We start from the raw sequence: 24,079 nt of genomic DNA, 5'->3' as shown, positions 1-24,079 counted from the left end.
GATGTTCACAAGAGGAGTGGTCATGAAGTGAATGAGGAACTTAAGGCATTGATTATTATTGGTGCATTTGAAGCGTGGATGGAGAACCAAGGTGTAAAACTCGATCAAATATTACCACCAGATAGTATAGAGTGTATCGAAAAAGCGGTTGGCAAATATGACAGCATGACAGACGAAGAAGCTACAGAATCCGCAGTAAATATTTTGCTTGAGCAAGTAAATATTTTAAAGGAGTCTGATGAGAATGTACGGTAAATCACTTGAAATCCCAGCAATGAAAGCTTGGAAGCTTCCAAAGGGTAAGGAGCACATGAAGGATACGGTTGCCAACAGCGGTGACTACTTCGGTCAGATCAAGAAGGATGGCTACTGGTACATGTTTGAGAAGGATGCTGACGGCAACTGCTTCTTGTTCAGTCGGGTTCCATCTGTCGAAACCGGACATCTCAGCGAGAAGTCTGCGAATGTTCCGCACATCATTCAGTTCCTTGATTCTAAGCTGCCAAACAGCACAATCATTATCGGAGAGATTTATTATCCGTATGGTACGAGTAAGGATGTAACGAAGATCATGGGCTGTCTTCCTGAGAAGGCTGTCGAGCGGCAGAACGGTGAGCATGGACTGATTCACTATTACATGCACGACATCATCATGTTGTCCGGTGAGGACTTGACCAAGAAGACCAACTTGGAGCGATACACCTTACTTGAATGGTTGGTTGCTGACAGGGCTTTAGTTGTACCTGACTTCATGGAGTTCGCTTACAGTATTCGCAGGAACTTGAACTATGAGATCGACCATGCGCTTGAATCCGGTGAAGAAGGTATGATTCTCAAGAAGGTTGACGGGTTGTATGTCCCCAATAAGAAGCCAGCTTGGAACTGGATTAAGTTCAAGATCGAAGACGATCATGATGTTATTTGTACCGGCTATGAACAACCAACGAAGGAATACAAAGGTGAAGAGTATGAGACTTGGCAATACTGGCTGGACGAGAACACTGGTAAATTGGTCGCACCGAACGAGATGTCTATTACGCCTAGCCGAGAAGCAATTCAATTAGGATATCTCCCAGTCTCCGAGCCTTATGCCAAGGGATGGATTGGTGCCATTCGCATTGGTGCAATGAAAGACGCCAAGATCGTCGATATCGGAACGGTGTCGTCCGGTCTGTCTCATGCGATTTGTGAAGAGATCAAGGCTAACCCTGACAAGTTTATCGGGCAACCTATCGCTGTCAAATGTATGATGGTCGGTGATGGCGCGCTACGACATCCGGTGTTTGTTCGCTGGCGTGATGACATTCCAGTGCAGGATTGCACATGGGAGAAAATTTTCGAATAGGGAGAGATGAGAAGATGACCACATTGACAAAGGACGCTTTGAAGAAACACATGGAAGCGAGATATAAAATGAAACTCGCACAGCTTGAATGTGATTTCAAGGACAAGATTGATGAAGTGTGTGACCCAGTGCTTGATGAGATGATTCAATTCCGAGTTATTGAGAACAAGGCTGACAAGTTTGCCGAAGAGGTTGGAAATGCAGTTAGCAGATTCAATTTCACCTCGACAAACCTTGGTCTTGCCCATACGGTAACCTACCTCAACAAGACATCCAATATGGGGATTTCCTTGAAGAATGAAATAAAACGAACGATCAACTACTCCGTTAAGAACCCAGATAAGAAATTTGTGGCTGACAACAATGAAATCTATGAGCTGCAAATGAAGGCTGTTGCTGAAACTAAGTCGATCTTGCAGTCTATCGCAGACTTGAAAATTCTCAAGAGCGAGATCGAGCGCATCATTGTCAGTCAGTCGTCGGCTAAGAAAGCTGTAGCCGTCCTTACCGAGCTTGGTGTCGATGTTGGGGAGATTGCCCCAGAGGCTATGCTCCCAGCAATCGTGAAGTTGTCTGTGGATGTAAATTTAATCAACTAAAGGAGAATGAACAATGAGTATGGCAGACCAGCAGTATCTTGATCTAGTAGGTCGAGTGATCGACTATGGATACTATGCACAGAACAGAACGGGTATCCCGACAAAGAAACTTTTCGGAGGAGACTTCCGGTTCGATCTGAGAGAGGAGTTTCCTATCCTGACCAGCAAGCAGGTAGGCTTCAAGACAGCCGTCAAAGAGATGCTTTGGATTTACCAAGACCAGAGCAACAATGTTAACTTTCTCCGTGAGAAGTACGGTGTGAAGGTCTGGAATGAATGGGAAGGGAAGGACGGCACGATCGGTAAGGCGTATGGTTACCAAGTGAAGAAGTTCCACTTGATCGACAAGCTCATCCACACTTTGAAGAGGAATCCGCAGGATCGCGGCATGGTCATGAGTCTGTGGAACAATGAGGACTTGCCACATATGAACCTCCGTCCATGTGCCTTCCAGACGATCTGGGATGTCGAGGACGGCTTCCTCAACTGTCAACTGGTTCAGCGCAGTGCCGATCTCGGACTTGGTGTTCCATTCAACTTCACACAGTATGCTGTGCTGGTTCATATGATCGCTCAAGTGACCGGACTCAAGGTCGGCCAACTTTGGCACACGATGACGAATGCCCACATCTATGAGAATCATTTGGAGGCACTGAACAAACAGCTTGAGAACGATTGCTACCCAGCACCTAAGTTTGAGATCGACCCAGACATCAAAAACTTCTACGACTTCACACCGGAGAGCTTTAAGCTTATCGGATACCAAAATGCTGGCAAGCTTGAAGGAATGGAGGTGGCTGTCTAATGGGACAACAACTACACTTCTACTATTACCGGATTGTGAACGACATCTTGGAGATCAAGGCTTTCGAGTGTCAGTACGAGGCTCAAAGGTTTGAGGAGCTTGAATCAACAATTGAAGAAGGCTGGACTCAGGTGAACAATGCCACTGTGGAGTTCATTAATAAAGAAAAGGCGGTGTCAATCTCCCAATGCTTTCGATAATCGTAGCATGTGACACTAATGGAGCCATCGGTAAGGGTAATGCCCTCCCTTGGAAGCTCAAGAATGATATGCAGCATTTTGTTGAGAAGACAACCGGCAACACGGTGATCATGGGACGGAGGACATATGAGTCCATAGGTTTCCCACTTCCGAACAGGAAAAATATCATTCTGACGAGAGGCATTTCTATTTCCATGACCAAACATATTGAGAGCTGTTGGTCGTTCAATGATCTCGTTAGACTCTACGCTGAATCAGAAGAAGAGGTTTTCGTGATCGGTGGTCAGCAGATATACGAGCAGTTCCTTCCGTTCGCCAAGAGAGTCTATATGACACATGTGATCACCTATATCAAAGGAGCTGATGCCTGGTTCCCTTTGGACTCGATGGGGAAGGAATGGAAGTGTACGAAGACAGAACGGCATGAGATGGACGCTGATAACGAGTTCACGCACTACATTATGGAATTTGAAAGGAATGTTGACTAGATGATTACAATGATTAGAATTGCCTTCTGCTTGTTCGCTGCTTGGATTCTAGGGCTTTTTGGATTTGACACACTGGTCATCAACGGAGCGAATGAATTGTTCGGTGTTCATATGACAGAAACCGGATACTATTTCTGTTGGGTGTTGTTCTCTATTATTTTGACGATCAGCTTCGCGATTCGTGGCGGTGGTACGAAGGTTAAGATTGAAAAGTCTGGAAAATAAATGATTGACTTAATACAACATAACATACTATAATAATTGGGAGGGCTTGCGCTCTCCCTATTTTTCACTTTGGAGGTTTTCATTATGTCGTTTATTGATGAAGAAGTAGTTCATGTAGAAGGGGTGATTGTCGGTGATTAAAGTATTCACGGACGGAGCTTGTACAAGCAGTGGGGTTCACAAAGGGTTGGGCGGCTGGGCATTCGTGATGTTCGACACGGAAGGCAAGAGCGAGTTTGAACATGCTGGTGGTGCGACAGACACGACGAACAACAGGATGGAGATGGAGGCAGTTATACAAGCGTTGCAACATATCGTACACACTAAACACTTGTATGAATCCGATTCGAGAGTCCTGTTCTTCTCTGACAGCAACCTCATCGTAGAAACTCTCAAGAAGGATGGTTCGTGGCAGAGGAAGTCCAACTTTGACAAATGGGAAGAGATCGACCAATTAATAACGCTTCTCATTACATTGGGCTTCGACATTGACTTCACTTGGGTAAAGGCTCACGACGACAAGAACCAAGCTGAGTCGGCTCGCTTCAACAAACGGGCAGACAAGTTGGCTACCAAGGCGAGAGACACCATGAAAGAATTTGCTGGAAACCATCAACCGGAACATGCGTGGTTATGATGGATAAAGACAAACTGATCAAATGGTTGGAAACTGAACGATTCTCTGCTATGAACGAAGATATCTCATGGGCTTACAGTCAGGTGATTAGAGCGGTTGAATCAAATGAGTTTGACACATGTGAACACGATGTTCATAAGTAGAGGGTGTCCAAGAGTTGAGAGGAGAGAAAAGAATTGCCTAACCTAAAAGGCTTTAACGAGAACCAAGTAAAGGCAGTGCTTCACAAAGACGGAGCATGTGTTGTTATCGCTGGTGCTGGCTCTGGTAAGACGAGAGTCCTGACACACCGGATTCAAAACTTGATCGAGAACGGTGTCCGACCGGAAGAAATCCTCTCGATGACTTTCACCAAGAAAGCGGCAGAGGAAATGAAAGACAGACTTGCATCACTGATCGGCATGGATGCAGAGCTTGTCACACTCGGAACATTCCACTCAGTATTCTTCCGGTTGCTTAAGGAAGAGTGGGGAGCAGAAAACAACAATCTCAAGAATGCCGATATCGCACCGGACTGGTGGTCGAAGAAGGTCATGAAAGAGATCATTTCTCCACCAAGTCAGAAGTTCCCATACGGACTTAACTTGCAGATCGAACCGAGGGCTGGGCTGTCGTTTATCGGACGGCAGAAGAACAGCCTCATACATCCAGACGAGACACTTGAGATGCCAGAAGGTATGGAGTTCATGGAAGACAAACTCCGCAAGATGTACAAAGAGTATGAGAAGCGGAAGAAGATCGACAACAAGATTGATTTTGACGACATGCTCATCTTGGCATATGACAAGCTTGTGTCTAGTCCATCGTTCCTCGGCAGATGTCGAGAGAGATTCCGCTATGTGCTTGTTGACGAATACCAAGACACGAACCGAGCGCAAGATCAGATTCTTCGTTTGATCTGTGGAGAGCATCGAAACATCTTCGTGGTAGGCGACGACAAGCAGTCGATCTACGGATTCCGGTCTGCAATCGTTGATCTCATCATCAACTTCAAACAGGACTGGGATGCTGAAATGATTCCGCTCAACATTAACTATCGCTCGACAGCAAACATTGTTGAGTGGGCGAATCGCCTCATTAAGAACAACACGAAGCAAGTTCCGATTGAGACTATCGCAAGCAAGGCTCGATATAAAGACCCAGTGATCGTGACGGCGTTCGATGAGGATGAAGAGGCTGAGATCATCACTGATGAGATCGTGACCCATATGATGGACGGACATCAGCCGAAGGACTTTGCAATCTTGTACCGGACGAATGCTCAGTCTCGCGCATTGGAGGAAGCAATGATCAAAGCGAAACTCCCATATGTGGTTCTCGGCTCGGCAAACTTCTATGACCGGAAAGAGATCAAGGACATGTTGGCTTATCTCCGGTTAGCGGTTGATCTGAATGACGATGATTCACTCAAGCGTATCATCAACACTCCGAATAGATTCCTTGGCAAAGCATTTGCTGATGCGATTGATGTTTACTCTAACCGATATGGCATAAGCCTACATGAAGCTCTGTTGAAAGCTCCGGTGAGCAGTGAGTGGAGATACCAAGGTGCCAAGCCGCTATACATGCTCCTTCAACGGATTCACGATGCGGAATGCTCGACAGCAGAATTGTTCCGTATGATTCGAGATGAAACGGACTATGACAACTGGCTTATCAAAGACGACAGTGGCAATGATGGTGAGGAGACTGAGAATGATCGGCTTGAGAATATCAACTCCCTCATGTCTGCCGCCCACAAATACCCTGATGTGAAAGACTTCCTTGAGTATATCGACACTGTTGCCAACAGGAAGAACGAGAATAAGGGTGATGAGAACAAGATCAAGTTGATGTCGATTCACCGCAGTAAGGGACTTGAGTTCCCAGTGGTCTTTGTGGCTGGTGTCGGTCAAGAGTTACTTCCTCACCGGAATGCTGTATCTGATGCAGATATCGAAGAGGAACGCCGCTTGATGTATGTTGCAATGACGAGGGCTGAGAAGCTGCTATACATTAGCTTCTGCGTCAACTACCAACAGAAGGAATGCGGAGCCTCAATGTTTATTGAGGAGCTTATCAAGGCGAATAAGGAACAAGCGAAGGAGGATTTTGCATGGCTGTAAAAACATTGTTGCTAATACAAGAAATGAAACGCGCTATTGAGATCATGGAGGCGAAACCGGAGCTTAAGCGAACTCACTTAGTTACAGAGGGGTCGTATCAGTATCCGGTGACTGACAGAGAAATTGTTGAGCTTCGCAACCTGTTTAATATGATTCGCAGACACACAGTTATTGTTGAGAAAGAGGAGATTAAATGGTAGCGAAGGTTTATATCCAACACATCAAGCCGGTAGAGGAGCTTTGTCTTCCTGAGAGGTTTCAAGTTCGTGTCAAGGTTGAGTTTGATGGTGATGCAAATGGTGGTCAAGGTTTTGATATGATCGTCGGCAGCTACAAGACCAAAGAAAAAGCTTTCGACAGAAAGAACAAGGTGATCTTAGGTTTCTCCGATTGTTTCTGCACAGATGATATCGAGGAAATACAATAAAACATAACATACTATCGCAACACATGAACTGCGTGTTCATGGGTTGCGATCTAGGAGGCTCTTATATGGAAGACAAAGAGTTGGATAAGCTTCGTGAAGACCATACCGCTCTGATGGCTGACTACGAGATCGTGAAGAGCAAGCAAGCCAAAGGTGCTATCGCAAGAGTGGTCAGAGAGATTGACACCAAGATTCAAGAAGAGGAGCGCAGAAGGTCAGCCGTTCTGAAAACAAGAATTGTTGACGGTGTTGAGATGCAGATTCCAAGAAGCATGTACAAACATGACCACACTAGATTTCATCATCACGGAGGCATTCTCTATCTGATCGAAGACAATGGGAAAAGAGATGCTGACGGAAGCTTCCATAGACACCACTATGCGTGGGTTCCAAACGGACACAAATTCACCAAGCTCTGTGTGAGGACTCTGGGCGGTGACCGGTATGGTAACAGGGCTTATATCAATGCAACGCACTACAAGCATCCTTCTGACGACTGGTCTTATATGGAGACTCATGTTCGATTCGACTCCCATCAGTATCGCCCTTACATCGAGCACATTTTAAAGGAAGCAATGGGTTGGGACTTCAAGACGATCAAAGAGAACATGAGGAGGTATTAAGGGCATGGGAGAGCCGTTGCAGTTTGAATACAAGAACTGGCGAGGTGATATCGCCATTCGCAAAGTGTTTCCGATGAGAGTGTTTTGGGGAGTAACTGCATACCACTTAGAGGAGCAATGGATAATGCAAGCTTGGGATGAAGATAGGTGCGAGCTAAGAAGCTTTGCAATGAAAGACATCATTCGATTTATTTAGCTGAGAGGAGACGAGACGAGATGAGCGCAAATGAGGGTAAGCAGTTTGAAGAGGACTGGAAAGGCAGCTATGCCAAAACCCCTTACTTTTATATGAGGCTTCGTGATGGAGCCAAGTGGATTCAAGGCCAGGGAGCCAGTTTCACACCGGAGAATCCATGTGATGCGATACAACACACAATGCCATTCCTGTGGCTCTTGGAGTTGAAGAGCACAAAAGGGGCATCGGTCAGCTTCTATCCGAACACACCTTGGAAGAAGCCGAAGGAAGCCAAAGGTCAAGTCATGATCAAGGCGAACCAAGTCAGAGAACTGATTGAAGCCGCCGCATACGATGGAATCATAGCTGGGTTTGTTATTAACTTCCGTGAGCGTGAATTGAGATCGAAGACAGTCCCAGCAGTGACATATTTCATTCACATTCATGACTTCACTGAGTATGCGGTGGCGACAGGTAAGTCCAGCATAAGCCAAGCTGACTGCGAGAAGATCGGTGTACTGATTCCACACCAACGGAAGGTGAAACATTTCCGTTATGACATCACACACTTCATTGAATCCGCAGTCTTAACATATATCAAGCAAGGGTATATCAAGACAGAAAGTTTGAAGGCTCTTAAGGATTGGGTCAGCTTCCTCCTTTCCGACTCGGAGGTGGAGACCAGTGCCTAAGCAGACTCTAGTTGCTGGGGAGGTTTACGATCTGGTAGAGAACGAGGATGGCTCGAAGCGACTCTCCATTGAGAAGAACAAAGCAGGATTCAAGATCAACATTAATGTGTCCGGATGTAAGCAGGAACATGAGCAAGGTATCAATGCGGTGAAGGACTTTTTCGTCAAGGGTTGTCTGTAAATGTTCATTGCCAAAAATAGTCATACCTCTTATAATGGGGGTATGACTTTTTCTACCTATTGAGGAGGAAATACCACCCTATGAAAAAGCGAGTGTGGAATCTATATCGTGTATCAACAGATCGTCAGGTTGAGAAAGATGATGTTCCAATGCAGAAGAACGCTTGTCGTGCATTCATCGACAGTAAGCCAGATTGGGAGCTAACAAGAGAGTTCTCCGAGCTAGGTGTGTCTGGGTTCAAGAAATCTGCTTCGCAACGGGATAAACTTGAGCAGATCAAACAAGGTGCGATCAACAAAGAGTTCGATGTACTGCTTGTGTGGATGTATGACAGGCTCGGACGGAAGCATGAAGAGACACCGTTCATCGTTGAATGGTTCGTCAAGCAAGGCATTGAGGTATGGTCTGTCATGGAGGGACAACGGACTTTCGAGAGTCATGTGGACAGCCTCACAAACTATATTACCTTCTGGCAAGCATCCGGTGAATCTATCAAAACTTCTGTTCGGGTTAAGGAGAAGATATCCCAACTCAACGAAGAAGGCATGTGGACTGGCAGTGCTCCTCCATATGGATATGAGGTTTACGACACCGGAATTAAGCATCCTAAGAAGGATAAGAATATAAAGGACTTACGAGTCAGTCCAAGCGAAGCTAAGACTGTACAGGTTATTTTCGACCTTGCCTTATCAAAAGGCTATGGTGCTCCTATGATCGCTAGGTGGCTCAATGAACCGGAGAATCTAGTCCAGCATCCCACTCGAAGAGGAACTGTGTGGAGAGATGCTACGATCTCTCGCATTCTGAGGAATCCTATTGTCTGTGGCTTTAGGAGGTATGGCTATTACAAAGACGAAACTCATGTAGACATGAGCAAGGTCAAGCTCCAGCCGTTCAATGAGGAGCTGGTCATTGTAAGCCAAGAAGACTTTCAGAAGGTGCAGGATATCATAACAACGAGAAGACTTGAAATGACCGGAGTGTCTAAGGTGGACAGTTCCACTCCTCGGAAATCCAAGCTGCTACTTAGTGGCATAGCCAAGTGTGGATACTGCGGCAAAAAGCTTTACGTAAAGCACGACAAAGGGTACAATACATTGGCGAACGGTGAAACATCGACATACCATAAGTCAAAGTATTTCTGTAAAGAAGGCAAGCAACTTAAAGACTCTGCTCATGTGGCTATTCACTTTGGCTACAAGAAATACGAAGGACAGGTTGAAGCTATCGTCAAGGACTTCATCTCAAGAATAGACAAGGACTTGTTTATGGATGAGATCAACAAGTACCAGAAGGACATAGTTGTCACAAAGAAGCAGACCATCGACAAGCTTAAGAAAGAGTTGGAGGAGAACTATCAAGACCTCAAGGGTATCCGGTCTTTGCGAGTCAAGGTTGAGCTTGGTCAAAGCAATATGAGTGCTGAGGTAGTCGAAGAGATGATGCTTGAGCAGGAGAAGTTGATCGCATCCAAGAATGAGCAGCTTAAAAAGCTTGAAGCGGAGATCGGGGAAGTCGGACTTGAATTAAGCAACTATCATCGTGTAATGTTTGAGATGGATGGTTGGGCTGACAAGTATGACAGTGCCGATGTGGATACGAAGAGAATGATGTTATCAAGAATTATAAAAGAATTGCACTTCAAAAAGGATGAGATTGATATTTCACTAATCATACCTTTAGAAAAGGCGATTGTAGGGGGGTATAGCCACAACGATGCCGACTCCGAGCATGGAAGACTACTTGGAACGTATTTATAAGCTTATTGATGAAAAGGGCTATGCGCGCGTATCGGATATAGCCGAAGGGCTTGAGGTGCATCCTTCATCTGTGACCAAGATGATTCAGAAGCTGGACAAAGACAATTACTTGATTTACGAGAAATACCGCGGGCTTGTTCTGACAAGCAAAGGGAAAAAGATGGGCAAACGGCTAGTAGACCGCCATCATTTACTCGAGTCGTTCCTGACGATTATCGGCGTACAGGAAGAGAACATTTACCGCGATGTAGAAGGCATCGAACATCATTTGAGCTGGGATTCAATTACATGTATCGAGACCTTGGTTGAATACTTTAACCGTGAGCCATCTCGCTTGGACGAGCTGAGAGGGATCCGGACTGAACTAGAAACGGAATGAAAAGCTCGCCGCTTGCGGCGGGCTTTTTTAATTGCCCTTGGGGGGCGGCCGGAATCGGGCTTGGGGCACGGGGTATCTCCTTACAGCCGCTGTTGTCCTTCCTTTGCCTCGAATTAAGTTGTTCAAGGTGGCAAAGGAAAGACAAAGGCGGACGCTACGCTCCTCCAGGAGATACCCCTTAGCCCCGGCGCGCCGGCGGCCGCCGCAGACAACCCAAAAAGCCCGCCGCGATATCGGCGGGCTTTTTGGGGGGAGGGGGACTGGGAGGCAGCCGAAGCCCGGCCGGCTGCCGTAAGGCTGTTTAGTATATGATCACAGTTGGATACCTTGTATGATTTTGCAATGAAAGTAAAATAAAACCTTTAGAATAGGGTGTGCAGGAATAAATAGGCTGCACTAAATACAATCTAAATATCGGTTTCTTTTAGCCCAAGAACATCCCAGACCATCTCTCTAACCTCGGGAACTCTTTTCTCCTCGAACGAGGGATGGGTTTTGAACCATCTCACATTTAACGGCGAAGGATGGGGGAACACGATGGTTGGTTTGCCGTTAATCCGATAGTTTTTGAGAACCAAGTCTTCAAAACTTTCTTTCGGAAATAAATATTTAGCGGCTCTGGCACCGATGACGATATAGATTTCGTTGTCCACCATATCCATCTCTTGGGCGAGCCATTTATTCGCGCAAGCAAGCGGCGGAGGATTGTCTCCGCCTTTAGGATGCTTGCCGGGAAAGCAATGGGCGAGCCCCGTCATATAGAAGTTATCCTCATTGTAGAAAATTTCGTCCGTAATCCGGTACCATTGATACTTCAGCTTAGCTCCCGAAGGGTCGTTAAACGGCAGACCGCTCTCATGCACCTTTTTAGAGGGAGCCTGGCCGATCTGCATGATCTTCGAGTGCGCTTTTCCGTGGAAGACGGGAAGAGGAGTATATCCTAACTTCTGCACACAGTCCCGGCAACTGATTATTTGTTCTTTTAATTCATGGAAGCCCATTTGTCTAATCTCCGATGTCTATATAGTATCTTCTAATTTGAACCATTTGCAGTATTGAGAGAATAACTTTCGCAGTTGCTTCTCCCCAGCCATATGAAAGGTCGGCTCAAAGGAATACTTGTAAAAATCCAATAGATCCGTGCGAACGGATCTTAACATAGAGACAAGTTCATCATATTTATACGAGATGCTGAACATGGCTCCTCTCTTTTCCTCAGACATCTCTGTATTCCATTTCCCCGAAAAATCATCGGACCAGACTTTTACGGTATCATCTTCGTATTCAATGGAAGGGTAGGGATCATGACCAAGCCATGGACTTGATCTGCCAAGTACCGATTTGTATACCTCTTGCCAATCTTCCAGCCCGCAGCAGCAGCTTGGAGTTATTAGGCGTTCCTTGTCTGCAAAAGCGATTCCCCCGCTTATTGGAACTTCATCCCTTTTAATAAGCTGCTTAAAAACCTTCTTGGGCTTCTGTTCAATATCGATATCGATATACCCGCATAACAACGTCAGAAAGAGTACAGCATCTTCTGTTGTGGAGTGCCTCGATAGAAAAATCGTATCTTTATAGTTAACTTCCGGCAGCCAAGGGGGCTGCTTAAAGTAAGGATTGGTTATGACTGCATGTATGTTTGCCATATTTACAGCTCCTATCAGCTTTCAGGGTAAAATGGTTCTTCGCTATATTTTCTCACAACGCTAACATGTAGACAATTCTCCCTCGCATATATACTTCTGATGGAAGCCGGATTTGACACTGCTTCCGTTGTCCGGGGGATGCGGGAGTGAAGATCAACGCGGTGTTCGAAGGCGGAGGAGTGAAGGGAATATCGCTGGCTGGAGCGGTCAGGGCTGCGGAGATGCAGGGGATTCAATTTAACCAAGTGGCGGGGACGTCTAGCGGGGCCATTATCTCTGCGCTGATAGCGGCGAATTACAGCGGTCTTGACATCAAGCGGATCGTGGAGAATACGCCGTTCTCTTCATTTCTTAAAAGGTCGTTTATTTTTAATCTGAAGGTGATCAGTCCGGCATTAAGAGTGCTTATCAAAAAGGGGCTTTACAGCGGCGAAGCGCTGGAATATTGGATGTCCGGCCTGCTGGAGGCAAAGGGAATAAAAACGTTTGGGGATTTGCCGGAATGCAAGCTTCGAATCGTAGCTTCGGATATTACGAACGGGAGATTGCTTGTCCTGCCGGAGGATATAAAGATTTACGGCTTGGATCCGAAAAAACTCAGCGTTGCCCGGGCGGTACGGATGAGTGCCAGCATTCCTTACTTCTTTGACCCTGTCGTAATCCGTTACTCGAAGCTTCATTCCTTAACGAATAAGGGGAGAGAGAAAGCGCAGCTTCACCAGGCTTATATTGTGGACGGAGGGCTGTTAAGCAATTTTCCATTGTGGCTGTTCGATAAGGAGCAGGCCGGAAGAACAAATCCCGTTCCGACGGTAGGCTTCCAAATGGTCGGTAAAAACGACAACGAACCGCATGAAATACGCGGTCCGTTGACAATGCTTGAAGCGATATTCGAGACGATGATGCAAGCCCATGACGAGCGCTACATTAAGAAATATGCACGCGACCGGACGGTTAAAATTCCTACTCTAGGTATCCGGACCACTCAATTCCATCTGCCTGAAGGAATGACGGAAAAGTTGTTCCAGTCCGGCTTCAAGGCAGCAACGCAGTTTTTCGAAGGCTTCCGTCAGTGATACTTCGGAACGTCATCGTCATCTTTGCCGCCATCGATAACGCGGAACGGCGCCCGGCGCGATTTCGGCTTTTGCCGGGGTGTCGTTCTGGTCTGTTTTACATAAGGCTGCTGTCTGACCCGGACACGGGAGCCCCATGTGTTAGGCGGATATTTATACAGCAGGAAAATGCCGCCCAGCACAATGATGGGAATTAGAAACGACGTAAGATGCTGTCCGACTCCGTACAAAATCCCGATTGCCAGTAACGTCAGCACGATAATTGACGATGCGTTCCATCTCCGCGGCATAATATCACCTGTCCTTTATGTTGGAATGGATTTAAGCTTTGATGCTCATTTGATTGTCGAGCTCGCGCATCCGGTTGAAGGAAGCTATGGATACGGCGACTTGATCATCTTTGGGCTCTTTTGTCGTAAGAAGCTGAAGCCACAAGCCAGGGTAGCCCAGATAGCGCAATACCGGTACATCACGCAGGGCGTTAGTCCAGCGCAGCACTTCATAGGAGATCCCCAAGGTAACCGGCAGAAGTAAAATCCGGATGTAGACGCGTTCCCAAATGCTGTGCCATTCGAAAATCGGAAGGGAATAAATGATAACCCCTACGATAACGGTAAAAATGATAAAGCTGCTGCCGCAGCGGTAATGAAGCCTGCTGTACTTCTGAACGTTGGCGACCGTTAACTCCTCGCCGGCTTCGTATGCGCTGATGACCTTGTGCTCGGCGCCATGGTATTGGAACAGCCGTTTGATAATGGGTGTCATCGACATGAGATACAAATAAGCAAGAAGCATGATGAGTTTAATAAGTCCTTCTAACAGGTTATGACCAACTTTGTTCTCGAATACATTCTCGAACAGCAAACTTTCAATCGCTGCCGGTGCCGCGGTCAGAAGCAGCTTGCCGAATATAAAGGAGATAACGCCTGCGGCGGCAACGCCTACAATCATGCCCAAGCTCCAGCCGGACTTTTCTTTTTTCTGGGCGGCGGCTTTTTCCGCTTCTGACATATCCGATGTCTCGTCCTCCGCATAAGCCTCCATGGAGAAATTCAAATGCTGGGAGCCTTTGGCGCTGGAATCAATAATCCCGACAAAACCACGGACGAGAGGGATTTTCTTAAGTACTTGGATCCACCGCTGCGTCGTGCGGGGCACCTCGTAAAAAACGATCTCATCGTTTTTTCTGCGTACAGCGGTTACATTTACATGCTTGCCTGCGAACATGACGCCTTCGATCACAGCTTGTCCGCCGTAAATGCTTGTAGTGTTTTGAGACAAGAGCTTGTCACCTTCCTTAATAGTATCGTCCCGATCAGGTGACGAAAGGTATGAATCTATTGTACTTGATCGCAAATGGATTTGCCAACGCCATCATGTTGGTTATCCGAGGGGTTAAAGTTGCATACTAGGAGAAGACTTCAAGCGGATAAGGAATGGAGGCCTACGCATGGCAGCAACAAGTGAAAAAGAAATCGATAATGGCAAGAAAAGCCACGGTCGTCGCAAAAGCGAATACGGCGGGCATCATACGAACCCTTGGCTGTTCAGCAGCATGATCGGGCTATTTGCCGGACTGATTTGGGGAATCATCCGCTGGCTCTTTTACGAGATGAAATTTACGATTGAGCTGCCGGGATTGTTAGCCGACCCGTTCTTTAAGTCTTCTTATTTAAAGACGGGCTGGGGAATCGTTATTGGCATTGCAAGCTATATCGTATTTTCGGTACTTGCGGCGCTGCTGTATAAAGTACTGTTAGGCAGGCTGAGAGGACCTTGGCCAGGCGTATTGTACGGACTTGCCTGGTGGGCGGTCATATTTCTGCTGCTTGGTCCGGTGCTTGGGATGTCCCGTCAAATCACGGTTGCAGGCTGGAACACGCTATTCTCCGAGTTATGCATATTCCTTTTATGGGGGCTCTTTATCGGCTATTCCATCGCTTTCGAATTTACCGATGAAGCGTCCAGGGAACCTATGGGCGCGCATTAAGCAGGTTACGACTTCTCAAGAAGCGGTCATATGTGGTAAAATGGCTAATGATCTTTGGCTAGTTGCAAGACTTTCGCTGATTGGGAGGTGCGAAATTGCTTAGAATTGTTGTTTTGAACGGGCCTAACTTAAATATGCTTGGCGTACGTGAGCCTGGTGTTTACGGCACAGAGACGCTGGCCCAGATCGAAGCGAAATTGCGCGAACAAGCTTTGCAGCTCGACGTGGAGCTGGATTTTTTCCAATCCAATCACGAGGGTGCCCTTATTGACAGGATACATAGCGCATTTGGACAGGCGGATGGTATAATCATTAACCCGGGTGCGTTAACGCATTACAGCTATGCGCTCAGAGACGCGTTAAGCACGGTTGCTTTGCCTGTTGTCGAGGTTCATCTGTCCAATATACATAAACGTGAATCATTCCGTCATGTATCGGTCATTGCGCCGGTGGCAATTGGCCAAATCGCAGGCTTTGGCGGTCAAAGCTACGAGCTTGGACTTGCCGCGCTTGTTGCAAAGCTTCAAAATGGTGCGGCGTGAAAGGGGAGCTTAAGATGACACTCGAAAGAGTTAACCGGCTGAGACAAGTGATGGCGAAGCAAAACCTTGAAGCGATCATTATCGGAAGCGAGCATAACCGGCGTTATCTCAGCGGATTTACGGGATCGTCCGGAACGGTTGTTATCACCGAGCAGGAGCAATTTCTGTTTACGGACTTCCGCTACATGACCCAGGCACCTCAGCAGGCGCCTTCTTTCCAGGTGATCGAACATGGATCGAAAGTCATCGGGGATATTCGCGACTTGCTGGCAGGCAAAGGAATCCGCAGCGCGGCATTCGAACAGGATCAGGTCGTTTACAGCCAATACGCAGCCTGGAGCGAAGCTTTAGGCGATATCAAGCTGACGCCGGTATCCGGTCTTGTCGAGAACCTGCGGATGATTAAAGACGACGCGGAGCTGCAAATTATGCAGGAAGCGGCTGATCTGGCCGACGCAACGTTCCTGCATGTGCAGAAGATCATAAGACCCGGCGTCAAGGAAAGCGACGTTGCGCTTGAGATGGAGATGTATATGAGGAGCCATGGGGCAACTTCATCCTCCTTCGATACGATTGTTGCGTCCGGCGAACGCTCCGCGCTGCCGCATGGCGTGGCTAGCGAGCGGGTTATTGGCAATAATGAGTTTGTAAAGCTAGATTTCGGCGCTTATTACAAAGGCTACTGCTCCGACCTCACCCGTACGGTTGTCGTTGGAACTCCTACCGATAAGCATCGCGAAATTTATGACATCGTGCTCGAAGCCCAGCTTCACGCTCTCGAGAACATTCGCCCGGGCATGACAGGCCATGAGGCCGACGCGCTTACCCGCGATATCATCACGAAGTACGGTTATGGCGACAAGTTTGGCCATAGCACAGGCCACGGACTCGGCATGGAAATTCACGAGTATCCGCGACTTGCAAGAAACAGCGATACGATTTTAACCCCCGGAATGACGGTGACGGTTGAACCCGGCATCTATCTCCCCGGCTTTGGCGGGGTGCGGATCGAGGACGATATCGTCATTACGGAATCCGGTATTAAAATATTAACCTCATCCCCGAAACAATTCATTACTCTGGGTTAAGGACTATTAAAGCAGCTATTTCAGGAGGGAATTTGAAGTGACAGTTTCAGTTAACGATTTCAAAACAGGCTTGACCGTCGAAGTGGACGGCGATATTTTCTCGGTTACCGAGTTCCAGCACGTAAAACCAGGTAAAGGCGCGGCGTTTGTACGCTCCAAGCTGAGAAACCTCCGCAACGGCAACGTTGTTGAGAAAACTTTCCGTGCGGGCGAAACAATCGGCCGCGCAATCATTGAGAACCGCGAAGTACAATACCTGTACAATTCCGGCGAGGAATATACTTTCATGGATAACGAAACTTACGACCAGTTCGGCCTGGACAAAAAACAGCTCGAGTGGGAACTGAACTTCCTGAAAGAAAACATGAACGTTAACATCTCCAGCTACCAAGGCGAAATCATCGGTATCCAAATGCCGAACAGCGTTGAGCTGAAAGTTGTTGAGACAGACGCAGCCGTTAAAGGCAACACTGCGCAAGGCGCGACTAAGAATGCTAAAGTCGAAACAGGCCTGAACGTTCAAGTTCCACTGTTCATCAACGAAGGCGACGTACTGCTGATCGATACCCGCGAAGGCAAATACATCTCCCGTGCTTAGCAAATAGAAGACAAGCCGCCCGAATCCACCGATTCGGGCGGCTTTTTCTTTTTCGACAAAATCCGTGGGCGGATATACCCAGACAAGCCGGGGATGTGATATACTATTGACTTGTATGTTATATGTCAAGGTTGGGAGTGAATCAGCTTTGTCGTTGATTGTGATGAAGTTTGGCGGAAGCTCGGTAGGAACACCGGAGCGGATGCAGCGTGTTGCGAAGCGGATTGTAGACAGCCAGCTGGCGGGTAACCGCGTCGTTGTTGTCGTATCCGCAATGGGAGATACAACGGATGATTTAATCGATCAGTCGAAGCTGCTTAACCCGAATCCGCCGGCGCGGGAGATGGATATGCTGCTTACGACGGGTGAACAAATATCGGTTGCATTATTGTCGATGACGATTCACCAGCTCGGCCATCAAGCCGTTTCGCTGACCGGCTGGCAAGCTGGCATTCGGACGGAAGCCGTACACAGCAAGGCGAAGATTACGGACATTCGGCCTGATCGTTTGTTCAAGGAATTGGATGAGGGCAATATTGTTATTGTCGCAGGCTTCCAAGGCATGTCGGAAGACGGGGACATTACAACGCTCGGACGCGGCGGTTCGGATACGACAGCCGTAGCGCTTGCCGCAGCAATCAAAGCGGATGTGTGCGAAATTTATACGGACGTGGACGGCGTTTATTCGACGGATCCGCGCGTCGTGAAATGCGCGCGCAAATTGAATGAAATTTCGTATGACGAAATGCTGGAGCTTGCACATTTGGGCGCAGCCGTTCTTCACCCTCGCGCGGTGGAATACGCAAAGCATAACAATGTGAAGCTTGTCGTTCGTTCCAGCTTTACGCAAAACGAAGGAACTAGTGTGAAGGAGGAAGCGGTCATGGAGCAAGGCGTAGTCGTACGCGGCATCGCTTTTGACAAAAATGTAGCAAGAATCAGCATCCTCGGCGTTGAGGATGAGCCAGGCGTGCTCGCCAATGTATTCGGTTCGCTGGCAAACAGCGGAATCGACGTAGACGTTATCGTGCAAAGCGGCGTGAAAAGCGGCAAAGCGGACTTCTCCTTTACGGTTTCCGGCGATGACGAAGCTCGCGCGGTTGACGTGATTAACGGCATTCGCGCGGAAGTTCCGTTTAACGAGGTTACTTCCGAATCGGGCCTGGTGAAAGTCTCCATCGTTGGCGCAGGCATGGTCAGCAACCCTGGCGTTGCCGCTACGATGTTTAAGGCGATTTCGTCGCTGGGCGTCAGCATCAAGATGGTCAGCACTTCCGAGATCAAAGTATCCTGCATTATCGCAGCCGAACCTCTGCAAGAGGTTGTTCGCTCGCTTCATACGGCTTATGGCCTCGATACTGCTGAGCAAGTATTCGTGGGCGGACCTCAAGACCGCCGTTAATAAGCAACATTTCCATACCAAAAAGCCGTGCGGGATTAAATCCGCACGGCTTTTTTTGTCCCCACATTTAAACGGTAAACGGAGCATTTCAAATGATTCTGGAGAAGTGGTAACGTTCGCTTTTGTGAGGGGATTCTTACCGCTTGAGAATTGTTCAAAAGAATCCCCGAGCAATGGCGATCGAAAGAACATTTGAATTTGCAGTTCGCCGTTTAACCTCCCCCGATTAGCTTAAACAACTTGTACAAAATCGCCGTAATGCCCGCAGCCATCAAAGGCCCAACGGGAATACCCCGAAGAAATATAATGCCGAAAATCGAGCCGATAACAAGCCCAACGACCATCTGCGGATCAAGCTTAAGCAAATCGAGTCCCTTGGCATTCATATAAGCGGCTGCGGCCCCGCCAATCAGGGCAAGCCAACCCGGCCAAGTATTAAAGGCGGCAATCAGCTCCTTCATCTGCACTTTTCCTGAGGCAAACGGGACAAGGACGCTAAGCGTAAGGAATAATAAACCGAGCTCCAGCCCCCGACGCTCGATCGAAGGCAGGAACCGGCTTAGATGAAGAAGCTTGACGGCCAAAAGAACGCAAGCCGCCGTTGCGATAATAGGCGAACGCCCAATCAGGCCAATTACAATTAAACCTACCAATATCAATTCACCAGTCATCATTCGTACCCCAGTCATGAAGCGGATAAACTGCTTGCTCCATTATATGGACAGACACTGGCGAATATGTCAGCCGCACGAACAGATCAGCGTATCTCCGTTTGCCTGAAGCCGGGGAACCCCCGTATAGGTGTCCACAGCCGAGCAGAGATCGATATCCCTCGTCATGCCCAGCTTGATAAGCCGCTTGCCGGTAGCGCCTTGCCGGATCGTTTCTTTTATATCATTCGCGCGTTCTTGATAGAGTGATAGCATGGCGAGTCCGAAGTCATCCATTTCGAGCGGAGCAGAACCCAGTTCCTGCATTTTGAATAGAAGCAGTCCGGCGCATAAGCCATCTTCAATGGCAAATTCATCATGGCTTCCGGCACACAAAATTACAACGTCCCGCCGAAGATCTACCGCTGCCTTGGCGCATGCGGAGGCATTTAGCAAAGCAGCAACCAGCACGTAATCCGCCCGGGTTGATTTATGAATGGCCCGGGTGCCGTTGGTTGTCGTTAAAATGACACGGCGGTCTTTAACCGAATTGAGCAGTAACTCGTCAGGCGAATTTCCGAGATCGAAGCCGGCTATTTTTTTGCAGAATCGTTCCCCGCATAACAGATCGCCTTCCTGCTGCGCAGCCCGGGCCTCCAACACCGTCTCCACGGGAACAACGCCCGATGAGCCGGCAGCCAGCGCGGTAATAATAGAGCTAGTAGCCCGAAGCACGTCGATAATGATAGCCGTTTTGTGGACGAATTGCGCGGAGCTGGCTTCATTTACGCTTGAAATGACTTGCACCTGCATAGCAATCGCTCTTCCTTTCTGCTGTTGCTTAAATCATGTAATGAGCGGGCTCCTCCCGCGTTCCGAACTCGAAGGTGTCGGAACGGAGTCCGCGGCGCATCGCTTCAAGCGCCAAGGCATCGCTTGGCTGAATATTGCCAAGATGAACGTTTGGACCAAATTGCTGGAGCAAATAAGCTTGCTGCTGCTTCAGAGGCGCTTCCCACATTAAGCAGTCCTGGTTTGTCATTTCCGCCAGAATTTGCTCAATCGTCTGCTCGCGGCAATTACCCTTCTCGTCAAACAGGCCAACGTCGATGCCGGATTCCCTGGCCTCCACCGTAATCCAAGCGGCGCCTGCCGCAAGGTCGTAATCGGCTGTAACGGCTAATTGCTCCGGATCAATTAGTGAACCGGCTGTTTTTTTTCCGTATTCGGTAAGAACCAGGAGCCCCCTTTGCTTGCCCTCTTTAATGAGCTCTGTCCGCTGTTTTCTGCTCATTTCGATTGTGCCGTCCGAAACCTCGATCCCATTGAAGCCAAGCTCGCAGATAGAATCGAAAAACGATCCGGCCAAACGCTGCTGGACAGCTGTTTCCAATAACGTTCCGCCAGGCATGATGATTAGCCCGTTTTTTCGGGCGAGCTCGATTTTTCGCTGCAGGAGCTCCGGTTCATACAGAACGGCCGTTCCGAATCCAAGCTTGATCACGTCCATATAGGAACCCGCCACTTGAATTAGGTCGGCGAAAGCGTTTAGTCCGATTCCTTTGTCGATTACCATCGTTTTACCTTGATGTTTTGTCGGGCTGTAATCGCGATGTCCGCTTGGATCATGCAGGGTGCGGTGCCAGAAGCTTGCTTTTGTCATGGGAGTTGACTCCTAACCTATGATGATTCCCGCATGAGGGCGGGGCATGGAGCAATATATGCAGCAACCGCTGGGCGTGTGCCCGAACGGCAAGCATGAACAGGAGACGAGCCTGCATAGGATGTAGAGATGGAATGTAGTTATATAGCGGCTGTAATAAAGCCTCATTCGTTAAGAACGGACAAGGAGGTGAACGGTTATGTTGAATAAGATCGTGCTCACCATGGCGTCTCTGCGGATTACCTCAGGGACTATCGAGATTTGCGCGGCGCTTCTTATGCTCCGGTTAAACCAGATCGATAAAGCGCTGGTTGTCAATTCGTCGCTCGCATTAGTAGGACCTTTTATATTAATAGCAACAACAACGATCGGCCTCATAGGCATGACAGACAAGCTTTCTTTCGGGAAGCTGGCGTGGGTTGCGGCAGGGGTACTCTGTTTGTTGATAGGAATCTTAAAAAAATAGCAATCTAGCAATCTGCAAGAAGTTGGACATATTTTTGAGGGTCAAGCATACAAATAAGAGTACGTAAGAAGGACTTATCATCCGGGAGTGATGACTCATGCTGGACCGTGTCATACATTTGCTTCCGCCGGAGCTTAAGGCGGTGCTGGAAAGGCTGCCTGAATCGGCCATGGAGCATTTGGAGGAAATTCGGATCCGCGAGGGCAGGCCGCTCGAGCTCGGTATCCGCGGGCAATCCCGCTTCGCCGCATCCGACGGAACTCTTCGTGCAGGCAGTGACGGAGCTTACAAGCCAACTGCCGATATTTGCCGTAAGCTTCTGGAGAAAATAACCAATCATTCGCTATACGCTATGGAAGAGGAGTTAAAGAGGGGATTTATTACTGTAGCAGGCGGGCATCGGATCGGGCTGGCCGGGCGTACGATTCTGGACGGCGGCAACGTACGCGGAATACGCGATATCGGCGGGTTCAATATCCGGATCGCCCGGGAAGTCGTCGGCTCGGCCCGAAACTTGCTCCCCAAGCTGCTGGACAAGAACCGCAAGACCGTTCATTCAACGCTGATCCTCGCCCCTCCGCAGCAAGGCAAAACAACCATTGTCCGGGACATTGCCCGCTCTATCAGCTACGGACATTGGGGGTTGTTCGAGAACGCGGCAGGCTGGGCCGGCCGCAAGGTTGGCATCGTGGATGAACGGTCCGAGATCGCTGCTTGCGTCAGAGGGATTCCAACGTTCGATGTCGGACCGCGGACCGATATTATGGATGCTTGTCCCAAAGCCGAAGGCATGATGATGCTGCTGCGATCCATGTCTCCGGAGGTGGTAATCGCCGACGAGATCGGCCGGCCGGAAGACGGGGAAGCGATCCGCGAAGCCAGTCACGCCGGAATCAGCGTTATTGCAACGGCGCATGCTTACGATCTTCAGGATGCAAGAGGCAGACCGGTACTGAAACAGCTGCTCGAGGACGGTACCTTTGCTTATGTCGTTGAACTCAAGCGGACGGCGGAAGGTTTTATGCACCGGGTAGTTGCGGCAGATCTGAAAGACAAGCTGCCTGCGGCCGCCAGGGAACCTACTGCCGCAGCCTCTAAAGGCGAGCAGGGGCGGTCGTACGCCGGAATGCAAAGGGGAGATGTCCCTTGATCAAGCTGCTAGGCGCTGTACTCATTCTTTTCGCAGGCACGATGATCGGCTTTCAGCAAGCCGCCAGATTGGCTGCAAGGCCGCGGCAGCTTCGCCAGCTGGCTCATGCTTTGCAGAGGCTCGAGACGGAGATCGGCTATGGCCATACTCCGCTTCCCGAAGCGCTCGTGAGAACCGCGGAAGCTGTGCCGGAACCGCTCGCCCAACTGTTTCGGGATACCGCTGACCGGGTGCAGGGGCCGGAGGGGCTTACCTTCCGCGAGAGCTGGGAGCAGGCAATGACAAGCGGATGGGGCCTAACGGCGCTTCGGCAGACGGAGCAGTCGGTCATGCTGAGGCTTGGCTCAACTCTTGGCATAAGCGATAAGGAGGATCAGCTGAAGCATATCCATCTGGCGCTGCTCCAGTTGAAGGCGGAGGAAGACACAGCAAGAGAGGATCAGTCGCGCTATGAAAAAATGTGGAAAAGCCTAGGTGTATTGATCGCCGTGCTCGTCGTGATATTGATGGTTTAGTGGGGTGCCGCACAAATGAACATGGATGTGAGCGCTATTTTCCAAATTGCGGGTATCGGAATTATCATTGGCATGATTCATACGGTACTGAAGCAGATGGGGAAAGAGGATATGGCGCAATGGGTAACCTTGATCGGCTTTGTCGTTGTACTATTTATGGTCATTCGGCTGCTGAACGATTTGTTTCAAGAAATCAAGACGATCTTTCTGTTCCAGTGAGACGTCTAGAGAAGCCGCAAGTGGGTGAATAGAGTTGGAGATTATTCAGATCGTCGGCCTCGGGCTGATCGCCACTATCCTCATCATTGTTGTCCGGGAGCAGAAGCCGTTGTTCGCCTTCCTGCTTGCGGCTTTTACCGGGCTTTTTATCTTCATCTTCCTAATCGGTAAAATCGATTCGGTCATCAAAGTGCTTGAGGATTTAGCGGACCGCTCGGGCATACCTTCCATCTACCTGAAGACGATTCTGAAAATTATCGGTATCGCCTACATCGTTGAATTCGGCGCGCAAATCGTACGGGATGCCGGTCAGGAAAGCATCGCATCAAGAATTGAGTTCGCCGGGAAGGTGCTTATTCTCGTCATGGCGGTTCCGATTATAAGCGTCATTGTCGAGACTGTAATCGGGCTGCTGCCGGCGGGGAGTTGAACG

Annotated in this window: 35 protein-coding genes; 28 read left to right on the top strand and 7 right to left on the bottom strand. The window is 48.6% G+C overall.

Annotated features, from left to right (window positions below):
- Positions 1–27: 27 nt before the first annotated feature.
- The 17 genes from WFK81_RS13325 (at position 28) to mntR (ending at position 10,641) form a co-directional block, all read left to right on the top strand.
- Positions 28–255 carry a hypothetical protein gene (locus tag WFK81_RS13325; protein ID WP_336786892.1) on the top strand — a complete coding sequence of 76 codons (228 nt, stop codon included), beginning with the start codon at positions 28–30 and terminating at the stop codon, positions 253–255.
- Complete coding sequence (locus WFK81_RS13320) at positions 245–1,345, top strand: ATP-dependent DNA ligase (protein ID WP_336786891.1); 1,101 nt, start codon at positions 245–247, stop codon at positions 1,343–1,345. Before WFK81_RS13325 ends, WFK81_RS13320 begins: the two co-directional genes overlap by 11 nt.
- Before the next feature lie 14 nt (positions 1,346–1,359).
- The gene (locus tag WFK81_RS13315) at positions 1,360–1,944 is read left to right on the top strand and encodes a hypothetical protein (protein WP_336786890.1); all 585 of its coding nucleotides are present in this window, start codon (positions 1,360–1,362) and stop codon (positions 1,942–1,944) included.
- 13 nt (positions 1,945–1,957) lie between these two features.
- On the top strand, positions 1,958–2,749 hold the full coding sequence (gene thyA, locus WFK81_RS13310; protein ID WP_336786889.1) for a thymidylate synthase: 792 nt from the start codon (positions 1,958–1,960) through the stop codon (positions 2,747–2,749).
- On the top strand, positions 2,749–2,949 hold the full coding sequence (locus WFK81_RS13305) for a hypothetical protein (RefSeq protein ID WP_336786888.1): 201 nt from the start codon (positions 2,749–2,751) through the stop codon (positions 2,947–2,949). The genes thyA and WFK81_RS13305 overlap by 1 nt, the downstream gene beginning before the upstream one ends.
- Positions 2,937–3,437: a dihydrofolate reductase gene (locus WFK81_RS13300; RefSeq protein ID WP_336786887.1), complete on the top strand. Its 501-nt coding sequence runs from the start codon at positions 2,937–2,939 to the stop codon at positions 3,435–3,437. The genes WFK81_RS13305 and WFK81_RS13300 overlap by 13 nt, the downstream gene beginning before the upstream one ends.
- Positions 3,438–3,662 carry a hypothetical protein gene (locus WFK81_RS13295; RefSeq protein WP_336786886.1) on the top strand — a complete coding sequence of 75 codons (225 nt, stop codon included), beginning with the start codon at positions 3,438–3,440 and terminating at the stop codon, positions 3,660–3,662. It begins immediately after the preceding gene.
- Positions 3,663–3,795: 133 nt separating this feature from the next.
- Positions 3,796–4,299, top strand: coding sequence for an RNase H family protein (locus tag WFK81_RS13290; RefSeq protein WP_336786885.1), 504 nt, complete (start codon positions 3,796–3,798; stop codon positions 4,297–4,299).
- Between the two features lie 176 nt (positions 4,300–4,475).
- The gene (locus tag WFK81_RS13285) at positions 4,476–6,404 is read left to right on the top strand and encodes an ATP-dependent helicase (protein ID WP_336786884.1); all 1,929 of its coding nucleotides are present in this window, start codon (positions 4,476–4,478) and stop codon (positions 6,402–6,404) included.
- Complete coding sequence (locus WFK81_RS13280) at positions 6,395–6,604, top strand: hypothetical protein (protein WP_336786883.1); 210 nt, start codon at positions 6,395–6,397, stop codon at positions 6,602–6,604. Before WFK81_RS13285 ends, WFK81_RS13280 begins: the two co-directional genes overlap by 10 nt.
- Entirely contained in the window at positions 6,598–6,831 is a 234-nt protein-coding gene (locus WFK81_RS13275) for a hypothetical protein (protein WP_336786882.1), read from the top strand. Before WFK81_RS13280 ends, WFK81_RS13275 begins: the two co-directional genes overlap by 7 nt.
- Positions 6,832–6,896: 65 nt before the next feature.
- Positions 6,897–7,454 carry a hypothetical protein gene (locus WFK81_RS13270; protein WP_336786881.1) on the top strand — a complete coding sequence of 186 codons (558 nt, stop codon included), beginning with the start codon at positions 6,897–6,899 and terminating at the stop codon, positions 7,452–7,454.
- 4 nt (positions 7,455–7,458) lie between these two features.
- Positions 7,459–7,650 carry a WYL domain-containing protein gene (locus WFK81_RS13265; RefSeq protein ID WP_336786880.1) on the top strand — a complete coding sequence of 64 codons (192 nt, stop codon included), beginning with the start codon at positions 7,459–7,461 and terminating at the stop codon, positions 7,648–7,650.
- A gap of 20 nt (positions 7,651–7,670) precedes the next feature.
- Complete coding sequence (locus tag WFK81_RS13260; protein WP_336786879.1) at positions 7,671–8,321, top strand: hypothetical protein; 651 nt, start codon at positions 7,671–7,673, stop codon at positions 8,319–8,321.
- Positions 8,314–8,502: a hypothetical protein gene (locus WFK81_RS13255; protein ID WP_336786878.1), complete on the top strand. Its 189-nt coding sequence runs from the start codon at positions 8,314–8,316 to the stop codon at positions 8,500–8,502. The genes WFK81_RS13260 and WFK81_RS13255 overlap by 8 nt, the downstream gene beginning before the upstream one ends.
- 80 nt (positions 8,503–8,582) lie before the next feature.
- A complete protein-coding gene (locus tag WFK81_RS13250; RefSeq protein WP_336786877.1) occupies positions 8,583–10,262 on the top strand; it encodes a recombinase family protein in 1,680 nt (559 codons plus the stop codon).
- Positions 10,219–10,641 carry a transcriptional regulator MntR gene (gene mntR, locus WFK81_RS13245; protein ID WP_091188898.1) on the top strand — a complete coding sequence of 141 codons (423 nt, stop codon included), beginning with the start codon at positions 10,219–10,221 and terminating at the stop codon, positions 10,639–10,641. The genes WFK81_RS13250 and mntR overlap by 44 nt, the downstream gene beginning before the upstream one ends.
- Positions 10,642–11,048: 407 nt before the next feature.
- Here the strand turns inward: mntR and WFK81_RS13240 are convergent, their stop codons facing one another.
- Both WFK81_RS13240 and WFK81_RS13235 read right to left on the bottom strand, forming a co-directional pair.
- The gene (locus WFK81_RS13240; RefSeq protein WP_336786876.1) at positions 11,049–11,594 is read right to left on the bottom strand and encodes a uracil-DNA glycosylase family protein; all 546 of its coding nucleotides are present in this window, start codon (positions 11,592–11,594) and stop codon (positions 11,049–11,051) included.
- 66 nt (positions 11,595–11,660) lie between these two features.
- A complete protein-coding gene (locus WFK81_RS13235) occupies positions 11,661–12,287 on the bottom strand; it encodes a hypothetical protein (RefSeq protein WP_336786875.1) in 627 nt (208 codons plus the stop codon).
- A 146-nt stretch (positions 12,288–12,433) separates the two neighbouring features.
- Here WFK81_RS13235 and WFK81_RS13230 point away from each other — a divergent pair, with 146 nt between their 5' ends.
- Positions 12,434–13,363: a patatin-like phospholipase family protein gene (locus WFK81_RS13230; protein WP_336786874.1), complete on the top strand. Its 930-nt coding sequence runs from the start codon at positions 12,434–12,436 to the stop codon at positions 13,361–13,363.
- Here WFK81_RS13230 and WFK81_RS13225 read toward each other — a convergent pair.
- The gene (locus tag WFK81_RS13225; RefSeq protein WP_336786873.1) at positions 13,357–13,653 is read right to left on the bottom strand and encodes a hypothetical protein; all 297 of its coding nucleotides are present in this window, start codon (positions 13,651–13,653) and stop codon (positions 13,357–13,359) included. The genes WFK81_RS13230 and WFK81_RS13225 overlap by 7 nt on opposite strands.
- Before the next feature lie 31 nt (positions 13,654–13,684).
- Positions 13,685–14,590 carry a DUF1385 domain-containing protein gene (locus WFK81_RS13220; protein ID WP_442956064.1) on the bottom strand — a complete coding sequence of 302 codons (906 nt, stop codon included), beginning with the start codon at positions 14,588–14,590 and terminating at the stop codon, positions 13,685–13,687.
- Positions 14,591–14,813: 223 nt separating this feature from the next.
- Here WFK81_RS13220 and WFK81_RS13215 point away from each other — a divergent pair, with 223 nt between their 5' ends.
- From WFK81_RS13215 to WFK81_RS13195, 5 genes are all read left to right on the top strand, one after another.
- The gene (locus tag WFK81_RS13215; RefSeq protein WP_336786871.1) at positions 14,814–15,353 is read left to right on the top strand and encodes a YqhR family membrane protein; all 540 of its coding nucleotides are present in this window, start codon (positions 14,814–14,816) and stop codon (positions 15,351–15,353) included.
- A 95-nt stretch (positions 15,354–15,448) separates the two neighbouring features.
- A complete protein-coding gene (aroQ, locus tag WFK81_RS13210) occupies positions 15,449–15,895 on the top strand; it encodes a type II 3-dehydroquinate dehydratase (RefSeq protein WP_015843886.1) in 447 nt (148 codons plus the stop codon).
- 14 nt (positions 15,896–15,909) lie between these two features.
- Complete coding sequence (locus tag WFK81_RS13205) at positions 15,910–16,983, top strand: M24 family metallopeptidase (protein WP_336786870.1); 1,074 nt, start codon at positions 15,910–15,912, stop codon at positions 16,981–16,983.
- 37 nt (positions 16,984–17,020) lie between these two features.
- Complete coding sequence (efp, locus tag WFK81_RS13200) at positions 17,021–17,581, top strand: elongation factor P (RefSeq protein ID WP_132304492.1); 561 nt, start codon at positions 17,021–17,023, stop codon at positions 17,579–17,581.
- A 148-nt stretch (positions 17,582–17,729) separates the two neighbouring features.
- A complete protein-coding gene (locus WFK81_RS13195; protein WP_336786869.1) occupies positions 17,730–18,983 on the top strand; it encodes an aspartate kinase in 1,254 nt (417 codons plus the stop codon).
- Positions 18,984–19,195: 212 nt separating this feature from the next.
- On the opposite strand, the gene WFK81_RS13190 is transcribed toward WFK81_RS13195, so the two are convergent.
- From WFK81_RS13190 to WFK81_RS13180, 3 genes are all read right to left on the bottom strand, one after another.
- Positions 19,196–19,654, bottom strand: coding sequence for a DUF441 domain-containing protein (locus tag WFK81_RS13190; RefSeq protein WP_336786868.1), 459 nt, complete (start codon positions 19,652–19,654; stop codon positions 19,196–19,198).
- 69 nt (positions 19,655–19,723) lie between these two features.
- Complete coding sequence (locus WFK81_RS13185; RefSeq protein WP_336786867.1) at positions 19,724–20,446, bottom strand: 2-phosphosulfolactate phosphatase; 723 nt, start codon at positions 20,444–20,446, stop codon at positions 19,724–19,726.
- Positions 20,447–20,474: 28 nt separating this feature from the next.
- Entirely contained in the window at positions 20,475–21,296 is an 822-nt protein-coding gene (locus WFK81_RS13180) for a phosphosulfolactate synthase (RefSeq protein WP_336786866.1), read from the bottom strand.
- Between the two features lie 199 nt (positions 21,297–21,495).
- Between WFK81_RS13180 and WFK81_RS13175 the strand changes: the two genes are divergently transcribed.
- The 5 genes from WFK81_RS13175 (at position 21,496) to spoIIIAD (ending at position 24,076) form a co-directional block, all read left to right on the top strand.
- Positions 21,496–21,762, top strand: a complete 267-nt coding sequence (locus WFK81_RS13175) for a YqhV family protein (RefSeq protein WP_132304500.1) — start codon at positions 21,496–21,498, stop codon at positions 21,760–21,762.
- A gap of 97 nt (positions 21,763–21,859) precedes the next feature.
- On the top strand, positions 21,860–22,912 hold the full coding sequence (gene spoIIIAA / locus WFK81_RS13170; RefSeq protein ID WP_336786865.1) for a stage III sporulation protein AA: 1,053 nt from the start codon (positions 21,860–21,862) through the stop codon (positions 22,910–22,912).
- Positions 22,909–23,427 (top strand): stage III sporulation protein SpoIIIAB, encoded by a 519-nt coding sequence (gene spoIIIAB, locus WFK81_RS13165; RefSeq protein ID WP_336786864.1) that lies wholly within the window; start codon positions 22,909–22,911, stop codon positions 23,425–23,427. The genes spoIIIAA and spoIIIAB overlap by 4 nt, the downstream gene beginning before the upstream one ends.
- A 15-nt stretch (positions 23,428–23,442) precedes the next feature.
- A complete protein-coding gene (spoIIIAC, locus tag WFK81_RS13160; RefSeq protein ID WP_015843896.1) occupies positions 23,443–23,646 on the top strand; it encodes a stage III sporulation protein AC in 204 nt (67 codons plus the stop codon).
- A gap of 34 nt (positions 23,647–23,680) precedes the next feature.
- Positions 23,681–24,076: a stage III sporulation protein AD gene (gene spoIIIAD, locus WFK81_RS13155; RefSeq protein ID WP_336786863.1), complete on the top strand. Its 396-nt coding sequence runs from the start codon at positions 23,681–23,683 to the stop codon at positions 24,074–24,076.
- The last annotated feature ends 3 nt before the right edge of the window (positions 24,077–24,079 follow it).

Source organism: Paenibacillus sp. MMO-177, assembly GCF_037147795.1.
In the GTDB taxonomy this organism is placed as follows: domain Bacteria; phylum Bacillota; class Bacilli; order Paenibacillales; family Paenibacillaceae; genus Pristimantibacillus.
This window is presented reverse-complemented; position numbering and strand designations above follow the sequence as displayed.

What these genes read in the sequence shown, in the direction of transcription:
- WFK81_RS13320 (WP_336786891.1), top strand. Translation starts at nt 245, where the DNA reads ATGTACGGTAAATCACTTGAAATCCCAGCAATGAAAGCTTGGAAGCTT.
- WFK81_RS13315 (WP_336786890.1), top strand. Translation starts at nt 1,360, where the DNA reads ATGACCACATTGACAAAGGACGCTTTGAAGAAACACATGGAAGCGAGA.
- thyA (WP_336786889.1), top strand. Translation starts at nt 1,958, where the DNA reads ATGAGTATGGCAGACCAGCAGTATCTTGATCTAGTAGGTCGAGTGATC.
- WFK81_RS13305 (WP_336786888.1), top strand. Translation starts at nt 2,749, where the DNA reads ATGGGACAACAACTACACTTCTACTATTACCGGATTGTGAACGACATC.
- WFK81_RS13300 (WP_336786887.1), top strand. Translation starts at nt 2,937, where the DNA reads ATGCTTTCGATAATCGTAGCATGTGACACTAATGGAGCCATCGGTAAG.
- WFK81_RS13295 (WP_336786886.1), top strand. Translation starts at nt 3,438, where the DNA reads ATGATTACAATGATTAGAATTGCCTTCTGCTTGTTCGCTGCTTGGATT.
- WFK81_RS13280 (WP_336786883.1), top strand. Translation starts at nt 6,395, where the DNA reads ATGGCTGTAAAAACATTGTTGCTAATACAAGAAATGAAACGCGCTATT.
- WFK81_RS13275 (WP_336786882.1), top strand. Translation starts at nt 6,598, where the DNA reads ATGGTAGCGAAGGTTTATATCCAACACATCAAGCCGGTAGAGGAGCTT.
- WFK81_RS13270 (WP_336786881.1), top strand. Translation starts at nt 6,897, where the DNA reads ATGGAAGACAAAGAGTTGGATAAGCTTCGTGAAGACCATACCGCTCTG.
- WFK81_RS13265 (WP_336786880.1), top strand. Translation starts at nt 7,459, where the DNA reads ATGGGAGAGCCGTTGCAGTTTGAATACAAGAACTGGCGAGGTGATATC.
- WFK81_RS13260 (WP_336786879.1), top strand. Translation starts at nt 7,671, where the DNA reads ATGAGCGCAAATGAGGGTAAGCAGTTTGAAGAGGACTGGAAAGGCAGC.
- WFK81_RS13250 (WP_336786877.1), top strand. Translation starts at nt 8,583, where the DNA reads ATGAAAAAGCGAGTGTGGAATCTATATCGTGTATCAACAGATCGTCAG.
- mntR (WP_091188898.1), top strand. Translation starts at nt 10,219, where the DNA reads ATGCCGACTCCGAGCATGGAAGACTACTTGGAACGTATTTATAAGCTT.
- WFK81_RS13235 (WP_336786875.1), bottom strand. Translation starts at nt 12,287, where the DNA reads ATGGCAAACATACATGCAGTCATAACCAATCCTTACTTTAAGCAGCCC.
- WFK81_RS13225 (WP_336786873.1), bottom strand. Translation starts at nt 13,653, where the DNA reads ATGCCGCGGAGATGGAACGCATCGTCAATTATCGTGCTGACGTTACTG.
- WFK81_RS13220 (WP_442956064.1), bottom strand. Translation starts at nt 14,590, where the DNA reads ATGTTCGCAGGCAAGCATGTAAATGTAACCGCTGTACGCAGAAAAAAC.
- WFK81_RS13215 (WP_336786871.1), top strand. Translation starts at nt 14,814, where the DNA reads ATGGCAGCAACAAGTGAAAAAGAAATCGATAATGGCAAGAAAAGCCAC.
- WFK81_RS13205 (WP_336786870.1), top strand. Translation starts at nt 15,910, where the DNA reads ATGACACTCGAAAGAGTTAACCGGCTGAGACAAGTGATGGCGAAGCAA.
- WFK81_RS13190 (WP_336786868.1), bottom strand. Translation starts at nt 19,654, where the DNA reads ATGACTGGTGAATTGATATTGGTAGGTTTAATTGTAATTGGCCTGATT.
- WFK81_RS13185 (WP_336786867.1), bottom strand. Translation starts at nt 20,446, where the DNA reads ATGCAGGTGCAAGTCATTTCAAGCGTAAATGAAGCCAGCTCCGCGCAA.
- WFK81_RS13180 (WP_336786866.1), bottom strand. Translation starts at nt 21,296, where the DNA reads ATGACAAAAGCAAGCTTCTGGCACCGCACCCTGCATGATCCAAGCGGA.
- WFK81_RS13175 (WP_132304500.1), top strand. Translation starts at nt 21,496, where the DNA reads ATGTTGAATAAGATCGTGCTCACCATGGCGTCTCTGCGGATTACCTCA.
- spoIIIAA (WP_336786865.1), top strand. Translation starts at nt 21,860, where the DNA reads ATGCTGGACCGTGTCATACATTTGCTTCCGCCGGAGCTTAAGGCGGTG.
- spoIIIAC (WP_015843896.1), top strand. Translation starts at nt 23,443, where the DNA reads ATGAACATGGATGTGAGCGCTATTTTCCAAATTGCGGGTATCGGAATT.